This window comes from Acinetobacter sp. GWC1_38_13, from assembly GCF_001767535.1.
Classification (GTDB): domain Bacteria; phylum Pseudomonadota; class Gammaproteobacteria; order Pseudomonadales; family Moraxellaceae; genus Acinetobacter; species Acinetobacter junii.
The window spans coordinates 1-14838 of sequence record NZ_MELG01000039.1 but is presented as its reverse complement, the minus strand read 5'-3'; the positions used below and the strand labels follow the sequence as shown (position 1 = coordinate 14838).

Annotated in this window: 15 protein-coding genes; 10 read left to right on the top strand and 5 right to left on the bottom strand. The window is 39.7% G+C overall.

Translation table 11 applies throughout. The features are described from left to right. Positions 1-170: 170 nt before the first annotated feature. Both A2003_RS04085 and gshA read right to left on the bottom strand, forming a co-directional pair. Positions 171-677 (bottom strand): disulfide bond formation protein B, encoded by a 507-nt coding sequence (locus tag A2003_RS04085; RefSeq protein WP_004910048.1) that lies wholly within the window; start codon positions 675-677, stop codon positions 171-173. 21 nt (positions 678-698) lie between these two features. Then, positions 699-2276 (bottom strand): glutamate--cysteine ligase, encoded by a 1578-nt coding sequence (gshA, locus tag A2003_RS04080; RefSeq protein ID WP_004965023.1) that lies wholly within the window; start codon positions 2274-2276, stop codon positions 699-701. Between the two features lie 194 nt (positions 2277-2470). On the opposite strand from gshA, the gene A2003_RS04075 reads away from it, so the two are divergent. From A2003_RS04075 to A2003_RS04065, 3 genes are read left to right on the top strand one after another with little or no spacing between them, the layout of a single operon-like run. Continuing rightward, positions 2471-3010: a DUF924 family protein gene (locus tag A2003_RS04075; RefSeq protein ID WP_286686841.1), complete on the top strand. Its 540-nt coding sequence runs from the start codon at positions 2471-2473 to the stop codon at positions 3008-3010. A 34-nt stretch (positions 3011-3044) separates the two neighbouring features. After that, positions 3045-3602: a CC0125/CC1285 family lipoprotein gene (locus tag A2003_RS04070; protein ID WP_004965028.1), complete on the top strand. Its 558-nt coding sequence runs from the start codon at positions 3045-3047 to the stop codon at positions 3600-3602. A 15-nt stretch (positions 3603-3617) separates the two neighbouring features. After that, a complete protein-coding gene (locus A2003_RS04065) occupies positions 3618-4925 on the top strand; it encodes a DUF445 domain-containing protein (protein ID WP_004910060.1) in 1308 nt (435 codons plus the stop codon). Positions 4926-5052: 127 nt separating this feature from the next. On the opposite strand, the gene A2003_RS04060 is transcribed toward A2003_RS04065, so the two are convergent. Next, complete coding sequence (locus A2003_RS04060; RefSeq protein WP_004951178.1) at positions 5053-5493, bottom strand: hypothetical protein; 441 nt, start codon at positions 5491-5493, stop codon at positions 5053-5055. Between the two features lie 319 nt (positions 5494-5812). Here A2003_RS04060 and A2003_RS04055 point away from each other — a divergent pair, with 319 nt between their 5' ends. Then, complete coding sequence (locus tag A2003_RS04055; RefSeq protein WP_136695298.1) at positions 5813-6967, top strand: pyridoxal phosphate-dependent aminotransferase; 1155 nt, start codon at positions 5813-5815, stop codon at positions 6965-6967. A gap of 97 nt (positions 6968-7064) precedes the next feature. Then, entirely contained in the window at positions 7065-8432 is a 1368-nt protein-coding gene (locus tag A2003_RS04050; protein ID WP_130575882.1) for an MATE family efflux transporter, read from the top strand. Between the two features lie 53 nt (positions 8433-8485). Here A2003_RS04050 and A2003_RS04045 read toward each other — a convergent pair whose 3' ends face one another. After that, positions 8486-9313: an SDR family NAD(P)-dependent oxidoreductase gene (locus A2003_RS04045; protein ID WP_004910072.1), complete on the bottom strand. Its 828-nt coding sequence runs from the start codon at positions 9311-9313 to the stop codon at positions 8486-8488. 463 nt (positions 9314-9776) lie between these two features. Here A2003_RS04045 and A2003_RS04040 point away from each other — a divergent pair, with 463 nt between their 5' ends. The 4 genes from A2003_RS04040 (at position 9777) to A2003_RS04025 (ending at position 13369) form a co-directional block, all read left to right on the top strand. After that, positions 9777-10454: a TetR/AcrR family transcriptional regulator gene (locus tag A2003_RS04040; RefSeq protein ID WP_004910075.1), complete on the top strand. Its 678-nt coding sequence runs from the start codon at positions 9777-9779 to the stop codon at positions 10452-10454. A gap of 250 nt (positions 10455-10704) precedes the next feature. Further along, positions 10705-11415, top strand: coding sequence for a phosphate regulon transcriptional regulator PhoB (gene phoB / locus A2003_RS04035; protein WP_004679100.1), 711 nt, complete (start codon positions 10705-10707; stop codon positions 11413-11415). A gap of 8 nt (positions 11416-11423) precedes the next feature. Next, the gene (gene phoR, locus A2003_RS04030; protein ID WP_004910079.1) at positions 11424-12782 is read left to right on the top strand and encodes a phosphate regulon sensor histidine kinase PhoR; all 1359 of its coding nucleotides are present in this window, start codon (positions 11424-11426) and stop codon (positions 12780-12782) included. Between the two features lie 122 nt (positions 12783-12904). After that, on the top strand, positions 12905-13369 hold the full coding sequence (locus A2003_RS04025) for a DUF2147 domain-containing protein (RefSeq protein ID WP_125299013.1): 465 nt from the start codon (positions 12905-12907) through the stop codon (positions 13367-13369). A gap of 100 nt (positions 13370-13469) precedes the next feature. Here the strand turns inward: A2003_RS04025 and A2003_RS04020 are convergent, their stop codons facing one another. Beyond that, the gene (locus A2003_RS04020; RefSeq protein WP_125318414.1) at positions 13470-13922 is read right to left on the bottom strand and encodes a PACE efflux transporter; all 453 of its coding nucleotides are present in this window, start codon (positions 13920-13922) and stop codon (positions 13470-13472) included. 95 nt (positions 13923-14017) lie between these two features. Between A2003_RS04020 and A2003_RS04015 the strand changes: the two genes are divergently transcribed. Beyond that, the coding region (locus A2003_RS04015; RefSeq protein WP_286686842.1) for a LysR family transcriptional regulator at positions 14018-14838 on the top strand (821 nt) is incomplete at its 3' end.

Genomic DNA, 14838 nt, shown 5'->3' with positions numbered 1-14838 from the left:
GCATAAAGCGACCCAAATAGAAGAATTACTGCCACATCGCTGGAAATCCAACTCAAATTAAAAAATAGGCATGGGGTTCAGCGGACGCTTACTTAGCAAATCTTTACATTTTCGCTTATCAATAAAAAAAGAGCCTATAAATTTCGGCTCTTTTTATTCAAAATGGTATTTTAAGCTTTAGTAGAATCATATTTTCTAAACAACTGCCACAAACAAATCAGCAGAATAAAACTAAAATATACCAAAGACCAAACAGGTAACGACTGACCTAAAAAAGTCCAATCGATCAAGGCACATTCACCAGAACCTGTTAGCACTTGCTGTAAAACCGTTTTCATCGGCAAAGCTTCTACCAAATAATCCAAACCAGGACCACAACTTGGCACTTGATCAGGTGGTAGATTCTGCAACCAAACATGACGTGCAGCAACACCCGCAGACCAACCAATTGATAAGGTCGCTAATAATGCATAAAAACGTTTGAAGCCATTCGAAATCGGATTATGAATAAAAGCAATCAATGCGATAAATCCCATACCGATCAAACCAATACGTTGGAAAACACAAAGTGGACATGGCTCTAATCCTTGTACGTGTTCTAAATACAAGGCAAATGAGATACCAATAATACTGGTCAGAACAAGTAAAGCACTGACCAAACGGTAATTCCAACGCATGGGAAATCCTCTAAAAAATTTTTAACGGTATTTTGCAAGATATTGGCTAAAACTCATGTCGTTATCTTGTTCAAGTTCAGCCTGTTTTTGCAACGAAGTTTGTGCTAGCTCATCAAAATACTGTTTTCTTTCTTGGTTTAATACATGCTGATCATAATATTGCACATGTTGCTGAGCCATAACACTGCCAAAACTCCATGTACCACCATGCTTCAAGGTGTCTTCAATGACATGTGCTGAAAGCGTATTTTCAACATGTGCTAAGCGTTGTTGCATCACAACAATTGCGTCTTGATACAACTGTGTTTGATTCGCTTGATCGAGTAAAATCGCACATTGCTGAATAGTTGCCAAATGCTGCTGTGCCCAAGCTTGAAAAGTCATTGTTTTCTCACCAAGCTCAATCTTTACATCAGCTGCACGACCTCGATTCACAACCTCTGTTTGATTGCGATCAATCTGTTCTTGTTCATCTGCATACAACTCTGGACTATCACTCAGTAAACAATATAAAGCTAGACTTTCAAGAAAACCAGCAGCAATCTCATCAATACCGATTGAACTATACGGATTGACGTCAACAGCACGAAGTTCGACATAACCAACACCACGATTTTTCAACGCTTGTGATGGCGTTTCACCGGCCTGAGGAACTTGTTTTGGACGTACCAAACTATAGTATTCATTTTCGATCTGAAGCACATGATCATTAATTTGGATAGGTTCACCAGACTCATCGTCTAAGCCCAACGCACTAAACTCTGGATAAGGCGTATGTACTGCTTTCTGCAATCCATCCAAATAGTCATGCAGATCGTTATAATGAATGCCTAATTCTTTCTGTGCTGAGTTTTGGTATCCCAAACGCCCCATACGTAAAGCCGTAGCCTCTGGTAAATACAAAGTGCCTTTAACCAAAGGTTGTAAATGATGTTCACGACCTGTCAGGAAACAACGACAAACGGATGGACTCGCTCCTAATAAATACATCACCAAAGGAGTTAAACGAATAAAATTACGAATTAAGCCAAAATAACGATGGCTACGATAATCTTGAGCACTGAGTTGTTTTAATTCTTGATCGCTCTCTTGCTGTTGTAACTCAGCAAACAATTGATCAGGGAAAGATAAATTATAATGCACCCCTGAAATCGTCTGCATACGGCGACCATAACGCACACCTAAACCACGGCGATAAAGCGTTTTAAAACGACCAATATTCGAGGTTCCGTACTGTGCTAATTGGATATTCTCTTCATTATCATCCAGCATACATGGCATCGACAGTGGCCATAAGCGCTCACCTTCTTCTAGGTGTTGATGCACCACGGTGTGAATATCTCGCAATTCATCTAATGCCGCAGCAATAGTAGATTGAGGAGTGGTAATAAACTCCATCAATGCTTCTGAATAATCCGTTGTAATATGAGGGTGCGTGAGTGCAGACCCTAAAGCTTTTGGATGATTTTTTTGTGATAAAAATCCATTGCTTTGCATTCTTAAACTTTCACGTTCTATGCCGCGTAACATCCCCTTCAATAGCGAAGCATCTACCCATGTTGGAATCACAGAGGAAGAAAATGTGTTGGGTTGATTCATAATTTATATGCTCGCTTATTCAAGATCGGCCAACAAGATAAGTGTTAGCGACTTCGTTATTCTGCCAATTATAACGACAATTGTGATCTAGTCATCTGATTTAATTTGGCAATTTTTATCACAATCTTGTTACATAAGACACGCTGAATTTGTGATTTTATTAAAATAATCGATCTTTCATTTGGCACTTCTTCATGCAAGCACAAGACATTCTCGACTTTTGGTTTGATCCTAATCATCATTCACTTTGGTTCGCGAAAAGTGATGCTTTTGACGATAAAATTCGCGAGCAATTTCAAATAATTCACCAGCAAGCAATCCAAGCAGAACTTTGGTCTTGGCGCAAAACACCAGAAGGCCGTTTGGCTGAAATCATTGTACTCGATCAATTCTCTCGTAATATCTACCGTGACCAAGCACAAGCATTTGCTTATGACAGTTTGGCATTGGCACTGGCACAGGAAGCGATTAGCTTACAACTTGATGCACAATTGAGTCCTGAACAACGTTCTTTCTTATATATGCCGTTTATGCACAGTGAATCTAAATTGATGCATGAATATGCGCTCAAACTTTTTCAACGCTTGGGTAATGAAATCAATCTGAGTTTTGCAAAGAAACATAAGATCATTATTGATCGTTTTGGCCGCTATCCACATCGAAATGAAATTTTAGGTAGAACATCAACGGCGGAAGAGTTGGAATTTTTAACCCAACCCAACAGTAGCTTTTAAGTCAGTTTTACAGACATTGAAATAGGAATTGCATATGAAAACTGTATTGAAATGCACCCCTCTCCTTGTCGCATTGGCATTTACAGGGTGCGCGACCATTCCACAACAACCCAAAACCTTTGACCAACTTGGTCAATTCACCGCTTATCCATTAAATAGCAAAACGTATCGTATTGGTTTTCAAGCAGGTCCAAATCTAAGTTATGGTACAGCTGAAGAAATTACCTTATTAAAAGCTGCTCAAACAACACTCAAAAATGGATACCGTTATTTTACGGTTGTGGATGACCCAAGTAATGCACGGAATAAAGCACCGCGTCAGACTGTGATTTATCCATCGCCTAGCTATTATCCATATGGCTACTATCGTCGCCATCCAGGCTTTTGGCCCGATCCATTCTATGATATGCCACAAGTGGTCAATATTGATCCAATCCAAGTGTCGTATACTATCGAGTGTTTCAAGACTCAAGATCAATCTCCAGATGCTTTTGACGCGCAAATGATTTTGCAATCATTAGGATCAAAGTACGGATTGAGTCCATCAGGAGATGTGTTACAGCCCGCTGTGCCCACTCAAAACAAAAAGTGAATAAAGGATGACTAAATGAATTCAGTCGAAGAAATCCACGTACCTAGCCTCCAGAGAAGTAAATACTTCGCCACGATGGCACTGATTATTGCGGTAGTATCATGGATTGGTTTAATGGTCGCGGCGCATTTTTTTCCTGAATACAAATGGATCATCCATATATTTATGCTTGGTGCGGAAGCAGGTGTGGTTGGTGGTTTAGCAGACTGGTATGCGGTTACAGTATTATTTCGTAATCCTTTCGGCAAAATGCCTTTACCGAAATTACTCCGTGACCACACGGAAATTATTCCACGTAATAAAGCCCGTATTGCCGAATCGATGGGTCGCTTCGTCCAAGAAAACTTTTTATCACCGCAAATCGTAGAACGTAGTCTCAAAAATGCAGACATGAGTTTGGCAATTGGTGAATGGTTAGCCAATCCTAAAAACAATACGCAAGTGGTGCAGATGATTCAGCACACAGTCCCTAGAATTTTTGAATTTGTCAGCCAAGATCAAATTGCCCACTTTGTACAGAACAATAGTGTGCAATGGGTTCGTAGCACCAAAATCAACAAACTTGCCAGTGAAATGTTACGTGCTGTTTTAGATAATGATTTCCACCAAGATGTATTGCAACGTGGGCTTGATCTAGCACATGAATGGATGGTGTCTCATCCTGAAGAAGCACGAGACCTATCTCGTAAATTATTCCAAGAATTAGGCGTATGGAAACTGGCAAAAGGTGCGAGCTGGATTGGGATTGATGTACAACAACGGACGATTGATTCACTGATCGAAAAAGTTGAATCGATGTTAGCTAACCCTGATCACCCATGGCGCCAAGATATTGAAGCCACAACACATACGCTCATGTTACAACTTGCTGATAACGATAGCGAAGCCAGTCTACGTCTAAATAGTGGCAAGGATGCTTTGCTCGATAGTCCTCAGGTGCTCAATTTTATTAGTGGTGCCATCGCGATCCTGTGTGATGCAATTAAAACGGATTTAATGCAAGAAGATTCAGGTATCGCGACGAATTTAAGAACTGCGATTCAACAGCTTGGTATAAGCTTGATTCAAAATGAAAAAGTTCGTGAAGTTTTGAATGAAAAAATGGTCGGCTTAGCAACCAACTTCAGTGAACAATATAGCGATAAAATTATTCGTTATATCAGTGAGCGCATCCACGAGTGGGATTCTCGAGAAATGATCGCCAAAATCGAAAGCGAAGTGGGCGGCGATTTACATATGATCCGTGTGAATGGTGTGATTGTCGGGGCATTTATTGGTTTGGCACTTGGCGTCATTCGTGCAATTGTTGAAAACGTTTTATAAACCATAGAGCCATATACGGTAGAGTCTTTCGACTTTGCCGTCTTTTGCCCTAAGCACCTGTGATTAGGGCTCATCCATCTTCCCAGCAAAAACACATAAAGAGAAGGATCTCTTTTCCTGTCATTCATCAGCAAACCAACTGCTTACTTTCTTGATAATAACGTGCCAAAGTTTCGGTATCTTGTTTTAAAAAAGCAGTTAAGTACGCTTTTACTTGAACCAGTGACAGATGGCTAAAATGAATTCGTTCTTTTGCCTGAAACTGCACTAAACCAAAGATTTGTTTTTTAGCAACGACCACAGGAATATCTGTTTTTACCGTGAAGCTCAACTCTTGAGATGAGGCATAGGGATTTAAAACGATTTCGATGGTGTGTTCTGTATTACCATCTGTAATGGTAAAAGTCGGACTTGCACCGTCGAGCTGCAACCAACGATTGAGTTGTTGTTTCCAACCCATTCTGTCAAATCGAGTTAATACCCCAATGGTATTTAATGCTCCACATTGTTCCACATCATTTAAATCAAGATGATGCGGATAGCGTATTTTTAGATCGAAATTGTCCATTGCTTAATGTCCTATTTCACAATTATTCGTATTTATTTTAATCTCTCGATATAAATTATATCGCTTAAATAATTAAATTAAAACAACATATGTAATTGAAAAATAATAATTTATTAGACAAATTTAACTAAAAAACGACCAATTCTGTCACTATTGTTTTTATTAAGACACTATTCCACTATTTCTCTTGATATTTAGCACATTATTCAAGCAAGTAAGCGACGCAAATCTCTGTTCGCACCAGTTGCGACGATTTGGATATCTCATCCTTTTACCGATACAATCAACTCAAAACAAAACTTCAATTAGGTTAATCACCATGCTGCAACTTCAGTCAAAACTTCCAAGTCAAGGTGTGACCATTTTTAGTGTAATGACTGAACTCGCTCACAGGCTCAATGCCTTGAACCTATCACAAGGTTTTCCTGATTTTCCTGCCCCACCCGCTCTGTTAGAAGCACTTAGCCAAGCAACATTAGATGGCTATAACCAATACCCAGCAGGAGATGGTGTACTGGCTCTGCGCGAACAGTTAGCACAACAATTTCTGCAACGTGATCAATTAAATTGCGACCCCATCACCGAAGTTACCATTACACCTGGTGCAACCATTGCCATTTTCTGTGCAATTCAAGCCTGTATCCACGCAGGTGATGAAGTTATTATTTTTGATCCAAGTTATGACAGTTATGCACCTGCGGTACAACTCGCAGGTGGTAAGTCGATTCATATTCATTTGGAAGCACCTTCATTTCAGGTAGATTGGCAAAGGGTTCAAGACAGCATCACTGCCAAAACTCGCATGATTATTGTCAATACACCACATAATCCTACAGGAGCAATTTGGTCAGAGCAGGACTGGCAACAACTGATTCAACTTATTGAAGATAAAAATATTGTTGTATTGTCTGATGAAGTTTATGAACATCTGGTCTTTGATGGGCAAAAACATTTTAGTGCTCTAAGTTTTCCCGAACTGCGTGAACGTAGTTATGTCATTGGTTCTTTTGGAAAGACCTATCATGTCACGGGTTGGAAAACAGGATATTGTGTTGCTGCACCGGAATTAATGCGTCTATTTCGACAGATTTATCAGTACGCAAATTTTTGTGGTACTACACCATGCCAAATTGCACTGGCTAATTATATGCAGCAGCATCCTGAGCATATTCAAGAACTTCCTCATTTCTACCAAGCAAAACGTGATCGTTTTAATGCTCAAATCCGAGACTCACGTTTTAAATTTCTACCATCTCAGGGAACCTATTTCCAAAACCTAGACTATAGTGAAATTCGACCTGATCTGAATGATGTGGAGATGTGCCAATTCCTTGCAGAGCAACACAAAATTGTCGCTATCCCAATTTCCGTCTTTTATCAGCAGCCTCCTGAATCACTCAGACTCATTCGATTTTGTTTTGCTAAAACCGATATAACCTTGCAACGTGCGGGAGAAATCCTCGTACAGTGTTGATCAACAAAACATAAACTGAACTCAACCCAAGCTCGTGCTGCATATGTTATTTTGAAGAGATGATTTGCGTTTCCAATAGACGCGTAAAGGAGTTTAAATGACGCCACGCCAAACGTTGGTGATGCAACCCAATCTCTGGAAAACCTTTTTTGTTTTTCTTGTCCCGCTAATCGCCACAAATATTTTGCAGAATCTTTCAGGTACGATTAATACGATTTTTGTCGGTCAGATGATGGGCGTGGATGCGATTGCAGCCGTTTCTGTATTTTTCCCTATCCTGTTTTTTCTCTTGGCTTTTGTGATTGGAATTTCAGCAGGCACTACCGTATTAGTTGGGCAAGCATGGGGAGCACAAAATCTTGAAAAGGTTCGCTGTGTCATCGGCTCAACATTATTTATTACCCTGATTGGGGGCACCTTGATTGCCATTTTAGGTCTGGTATTTGCTGAGCAGATTTTAAATGTGTTGGGCACCGACCCTAAAGTCATGCATCTATCATTACCCTACGTTCAATGGATGCTGGTGGGTAGCCCGTTATTATTTGTTTATATTATTTATACCTCGATTTTACGGGGTGTTGGCGATAGCGTGACACCGCTAATTGCCTTGAGTTTAACCAGTTTAATTGGCTTGGTGGTTACACCTGTTTTATTAAAAGGCTATTTTGGTTTTCCTGAATTAGGCATTATCGCACCTGCAGTTGCCACCATCATGGGTTATGCGGCTGTACTCATTTTTCTAGCTTTCTACTTAAATTATAAAAATCATCCTCTTAAAATTGATCGTCAACTGCTTCGAAGTATTCGTCACGATCCAAGTTTAAGTAAGTTAATTTTAAAACTGGGTATTCCGACAGGCGTACAAATGGTCACCACGTCTTTGGCTGGCTTAGTGATTATTGGCTTAGTTAATCGTTATGGCGCACACGCAACTGCGGCATATGGTGCAGTCAATCAAGTTCTGAACTACATTCAGTTTCCAGCTATGTCGATCTCCATAGCGGCATCAATCTTTGCCGCGCAAGCAATTGGGGCTGGAAAATCCGACTTATTGGCAAAAGTGACACGGACTGCCTTAGGCATGAATATCTTGTTTACAGGAACACTCATCACTTTGGCTTATCTATTTTCTAAGTATTTAATGGCGCTTTTTATCACCGATCACAGTGTGGTGGTATTAGGGCAACAGCTATTATTTATTGTGCTATGGTCAATTTTGTTTTTTGGTGCAAGCGCTATCTTTGCTTCAATCATGCGTGCCAGTGGTACAGTCAATGTCCCAATGATGATCAATATTTTGACCATCCTTCTGATCGAAGTGCCTTGTGCTTATTGGTTTAGTTCTATGTGGGGCTTAAATGGTATTTGGACGGCTTACGCGCTCGCCTTTGTATGTCTATGTATTTTCCAAGCAAGTTATTATCAATTTGTCTGGAAAAAACGTGATATTAAACGACTCATCTAATAAATAAAAAAGCCATTCAAATCTGAATGGCTTTTTGATCAAGCATATAAAGCTTAAAGCATCTTAGTTGCAAAAGCTGCAATACGTTGATAGCCCGTAGGGAATAGACGTTGGAAAGAATCTAAAATTCGAGCATCTGTTCCAATCAACAAACGGCGTTTATCTTTTAATACCGCATTTAAAATTTGACGTGCAGCTTCTTCTGGTGGTGTACGCAAGAATTTATCAAACTGCTTGATTGATTTGCCTGGATCCATACCTAGGCTCTTTAAGCTGTCGTTCATTTTTGCAGCTTTGGCAATATTGGTACGAATACCACCTGGGTGTACGCAAAGTGAACTTACACCGCTCTTTTCAATATCAAGTTCTTGGCGTAATGACTCTGTGAAACCGCGTACCGCAAATTTTGTTGCGTTATAAGCAGATTGAGTTGGTTGTGATGTCAAACCAAAAATACTTGAGATATTGATGATGTGACCATCTTTAGTTTGTTTGATGAATGGAAGGAATTCTTTTGTTCCATACACCACACCCCAGAAGTTAATTCCGACGATCCACTCTAAATCTTCGTAGCTTGCACCTTCAACGGTAGAACCCAATGCAACTCCTGCATTGTTAAAGATCATATTGACACAACCATGATCTTGAACTGTTTCTTGTGCCCATTGTTTTACCGCTTCGCGATCAGAAACATCAAGCACTTTGGTTGTAACTGTAATTGGATTATCTTTCACAAGCTCAACAGTTTGTGCTAAGCCTTTTTCATTGATATCGCTCAATGACAAGTGACAACCTTGTTTAGCCAATAAAACTGCCAGTTGTTGTCCAATCCCAGAACCTGCACCTGTGATCGCTGCGACTTTATTTTTAAAATTTTTCATTGCCTATCCTTTGTATTGCGAATGAATTGCACACATTTGAGTAGATCATGTGCAGTTTGAGTTATAACCAATATAATTTTGACAATACATATTGTCAATATAGTACAATATCACTTTAAGACAAATGGCAAGAATCAACATATTGCTTGTCATATTAGGTCTATTTACATTTCATGACCTAAGATCTTGGAACGAGACAAAGCATATTGTGTGGAATTTAGTTATGCTAGAGCCGCATAAAGAATCGACAATTAGTAAAAAATGTTATTGTCGAGAGTGTTAGGGCTAAGATGTTTCCCCAAACTTCGTTATAAAATTTAACATGGGGAATAATTTTATCTACCTTTTGCAAGTTGTGGTATGGATGGTCATCCTCATGATTTTTGATCTGAAATGACAGTAATTCAATGCAAACTCGTCCGAGCCACACGATTTAAAGATTTTTTAGGGAACGGTTTTTCTAATGACGACTCAAGATCAGGCGACACGTAAAAAAAAGAATGTTGACGCGAAAGAACGCCAATTCAAAGGGCTGTCTTTGAGTGAGCGTAAAGAAGCGCGCCGGGAGAAACTGATTGAGGCGGGTATCGCCACTTACGGGACACAAGGTTTTTTCTCTGTCACTGTGAAAGATGTCTGTAATGAGGCAAAACTTACTGAACGCTATTTCTATGAATCTTTTAAGAAAAGTGAAGAATTATTCCAAACCGTTTTCTTAAAAATGATTGGGAAAATGCAAACTTGCTTGACCCAAGCGGTCATCATGGCTGCCCCTGAACCTAAAAACATGGTGACTGCGGGTTTATCTGCATTGCTCACTGCGATTAAAGATGATCCGCGTATGGCACGTATCATTTACATTGATGCCATGCTCGTTCAAGACTTACATAACCAAGCCACCATTCAAGAAACATTAACGCAATTTGACCGCATTATTCAGGCTTTCGTCATGATCACGATGCCGAATGCCCCTCAAGGCAATGATGAAGTGTCATTAATGGCAACAGGGCTGAATGGATACGTGACCCATATTATTATTCGTTGGGTCTCTGAAGGCTTCAAACAACCACTTGATGAAGTTCTTGCAGCCTGCTGTGCTGTGTTTTTATCCTTTATCGAAACCACATCACAAAAAAATTAAAATCATTTTACAGTTTTGTTACAAAGCATATACTTAAATGATGATTAGATTAAACAAATGAATTCATTTGATTTATTAATCAGCAACCTGTCATCATTTGGTCATTGCTCTGCCCCACAATTGTCACAATTTATTGCTAAATTCGACTTTATTAACTCTTTTGCAATGATATTGTCATAATTAATCTTTGTAATAAGCCTGTCATAACAACAAAACGGTTCACCGTTACAGATATTAAGGGTATTGCGCTGTGAAAGATGACTATATTTTAATTGTCGATGATGAACTACCGATCCGCGAAATGATCCATACATCTTTGGATATGGCAGGCTTCCAATGTTTGCAAGCGGAAGATGCTAAACAAGCGCATCAGATTATTGTTGACCAGCGTCCTGCTCTTATTTTGCTGGATTGGATGCTACCGGGTGGTGTGAGTGGTGTCGATTTGTGCCGTCGCCTAAAACGCGATGAAAACTTAGCAGAAATTCCTGTGATCATGTTGACTGCACGCGGTGAAGAAGACCATAAAGTTCAAGGTCTTGATGCTGGTGCTGATGACTACATGACCAAACCATTTTCGACGCGTGAACTGGTTTCACGTATTAAAGCCGTGTTACGTCGTGCCAATGCTTTGAGCGGTGAAAAAGTTATTGATGCCAATGGCTTAATGCTTGATCCTGTCAGCCAGCGTGTGAGTTTTGGAAACAGCATCCTCGAGATGGGGCCGACTGAATATCGTTTGCTTGCTTTCTTTATGACTCACCCTGAACGTGCATATACACGTGCTCAATTACTTGACCAAGTTTGGGGCGGCAATGTATATATCGAAGACCGTACTATTGATGTACATATTCGTCGTTTGCGCAAAGTGTTAGAACCATTTGGTGTTGATCGTTTTGTTCAAACGGTACGTGGCACTGGTTATCGTTTTTCTACACGAGCTGACTTAGCAGCAGGTTAAAACCCTTTATGTATGAACCTTATCCCGTCCCTGAACTGGCACGTGAGCACCAACAATTTCGTTACAGCAGTTTGTGGACGTTTGCAAAACAAGATTTAAGACTGTTGATGTTTTTCTTATTGATTGCAAGCTTAATTGGATTTGGGGTTGGATACTTTTGGAGCTGTATCTTTGTTGCCTTTGTTGTTTTTTTTCTTTTGCAGCTCCGCTCGCTTTATCTAGTCAATGATTGGATTTCAAACCGTCCCTACGATATGCCACCTAATTTAAATGGCATTTGGGGCGCACTATTATTTAATGTCTACCGCGCACAACGCCAAGAACGAATCGTACAAGCGGAGATGGTGGGATTAATAGATCGTGCTCAGTCATCATTAGTTGCATTAGCTGAAGCGGTGGTTTTAATCGATGATCAGCATCAGATTGAATGGTGGAACCCTGCTGCTGAAAAGTTATTGGGAATTAATCCTTTAGATCGTGGTCGCAATTTACTCTCTATTTTGCGTCAACCCAATTTCATTGAATATTTCAAAAATAGTGATCAAGCGCCAGATGGAATTCGTCTTCAAGCACAGATGGACGAAGAGCGTTATGTACAAGTTAAAATCACACGTTTTGGTGGGGAAAGCCGTCTCTTGGTTGCACATGACATTACTCGTATGCATAATCTTGAACAGATGCGTAAAGATTTCGTGGATAATATTTCCCACGAGCTACGCACGCCACTGACGGTATTGAGCGGATACCTTGAAACCTTTACCGATCAAGATGATATTACCCCACGTTGGAAACGTGCTTTTACCCAGATGCAGTCGCAAACCAAGCGTATGAATGCTTTGGTCAATGATTTATTACTATTATCCAATTTAGAGAATAATAAAAAAGTCGCTAAAAATCAGATTATTGATATGGCAAATCTGATGAATCAATTATTTGATGATGCACGTGCCTACAATCTCGACTATGGTCATACACTTAATTTAGATATTGATAGCCACTGTGATCTGATTGGTTCAGACATGGAAATTGCTAGTGCTTTCAGCAACTTAATTACTAATGCCATTAAATACACCCCCAAAGGTGGAATTATTACCATTGGTTGGCACGAAGATGGTGATCATGCCTATTTTTCTGTCCAAGACAATGGTATTGGGATCAACCCTAAACACCTCCCTCGTCTCACGGAGCGTTTTTATCGGGTTGATAGCGCTCGTAGTCGTCAAACAGGCGGCACAGGTCTAGGCCTAGCGATCGTTAAGCATGTGCTGATGCAGCATGGTGCGCATCTCGAAATCACCTCTAAAGAAAATGAAGGCTCTACATTTACAGCCGTGTTCCCGAAAGAACGCCTTTACCATATGATCTAAAATAATTACAGGGAACTGCCAAGTTCCCTGATTTATGATGTTTTTCTATACTTTTAAATAATATAATAAGTTGTTGTTTCATTTCGCTATTTCTACACCTCATCTTGATGTAAAAACGACTTATGATTATTTCTTTAATTCGCAGCTTTGCGTTACTCCTCGGACTCAGTACTGCTTTTCATATTCAAGCAAGCCCTTTTGATCCTCTAATTGGTACATGGAAAGTTGTCGATGAACGCACTGGTTCTTATGTGTCAGATATTGTGATTCGACGCAATTCTAAAACAGAACAATACAGTGCTGTCATCGTCAAAATGTATCCCTCCGCTAAAGAAGTCGCTCCGACTACTTGCACAAAATGTACAGGTGCGTTGAAAGATCAGCCTATCATCGGTATGGAAGTATTAACTAAGCTCAAAAAACTCAATCAAGATGAGGAATTTGGTCAAGGTGTCTGGATCAACCCTTATGATGGTCATAAATACAGTATTCAAGGACGTTTAAGCAAAACTGGTAAAATGCTAAATATCAGTGCCAAACATCCAAGTAATAATAGCTTTCGTGCTATGACATGGATTCGCTTATAAAAATATACATTGCTTAATATCATAGATAAAAACATGGGGGCTTTTATAAGTCCCCATATTTATTTGCAATCATGATTGCGGGAATTGGCTTTGATTTAAATTAAAGCTTAGTCGTTGAAGGCAATGGTTTAGTTTCAAGCAAGTGACTTGGCAAACCAAATAAATGATCAAAAAGGTAATTATAAACAAAGGTATAACACGGAATGATGATCATCAAACTAAAATCTAATAAAAAGGCTTTGACTAAACTGATTTGCATCCACCAAGCAATCAATGGAATCAAAATAGTGACTAAGACTGCTTGAAAACCGATAGCATGCACGACACGTCTAAAAATGGTTCGTGTCTTAGAATGCTGTCGTTTTTCCCACCATTCAAAGGCATAGTTGTAAAAGAAATTTACGCTGACAGCGATCACCGCAATTAATAATGACAAAGGTCCAGTGTGACTGATTGTTGAGCCTGAAAGTACAGCCAAAATCATCGCACAAATCAAAAAACTGAGTACTTCATAGAAAAATACATAGGTCACTCTTCTTTTCATTCCTTGCATGACAGCACCTCAAAATCAACAAAACGTGGATTTTACGCGCTCTTTCTGATAAAAAAAGTTAATCGTGATCAGTTTTACTGACAAGCAAGGCAGAGATAAATATGAATAGTGAACAGCTGGAATTAATTCTTGAAGTGATTGATCGAGGCAATTTCTCTGCTGCAGCACGTGCTTTAAATCGAGTTCCTTCGGCTGTGAGTATGGCCATTGCGAATTTAGAAGCAGAATTGAATTTAAAATTATTTGAACGTAGCAAAAATCATTTAGAACCTACCGAGATTGCCCTATCTATTGAACCACATGCACGATTAATTGTGACCAAATTGCGTCAACTTGAAATGCATCTCACCGAGCTTTCTATGGGATTGGAAACAAATCTTAAAATTGGTGTTGCGGCTGATATTAATCAAAAAATTGTATTGGCAGGCATCGAAGATTTAACGCATCGCTATCCGCTGTTAAATATCGAAATGCACTGCGCAGCACAGCAAGAACTCAAAGCACGCCTTAGAAATAATGAAATCGATCTGTATGTTGCTTATAGTTCATCTACGATTGATACCAATGAACGCTTCCGCTTATTGGGTGTTGAAAAATTTGTTGCTGCGATATCCCCTAAAGAAGCACAACAGCTTCGGGCACAACATAAAAATGAACTGACGATGTTATCTGAGCTTCGACAAATTATTGTGGCAAGTAAAAATTATCCTCTCCCCGACCCTCGTATTTTGGTCTCAGATGCCTACTGGCATACGGATAATTTATTGATGGCGATTGGGATGGTAGAGCAAGGACTCGGCTGGGGTAATTTTCCGTTGTCCATCGTCCATGAGCATTTTGCTAAACAAAGTTTGGTTCGTTTGGAGTTTAGTGATACCACCAACGGACTAGATATGCCAATCCATGCGATTTGGCC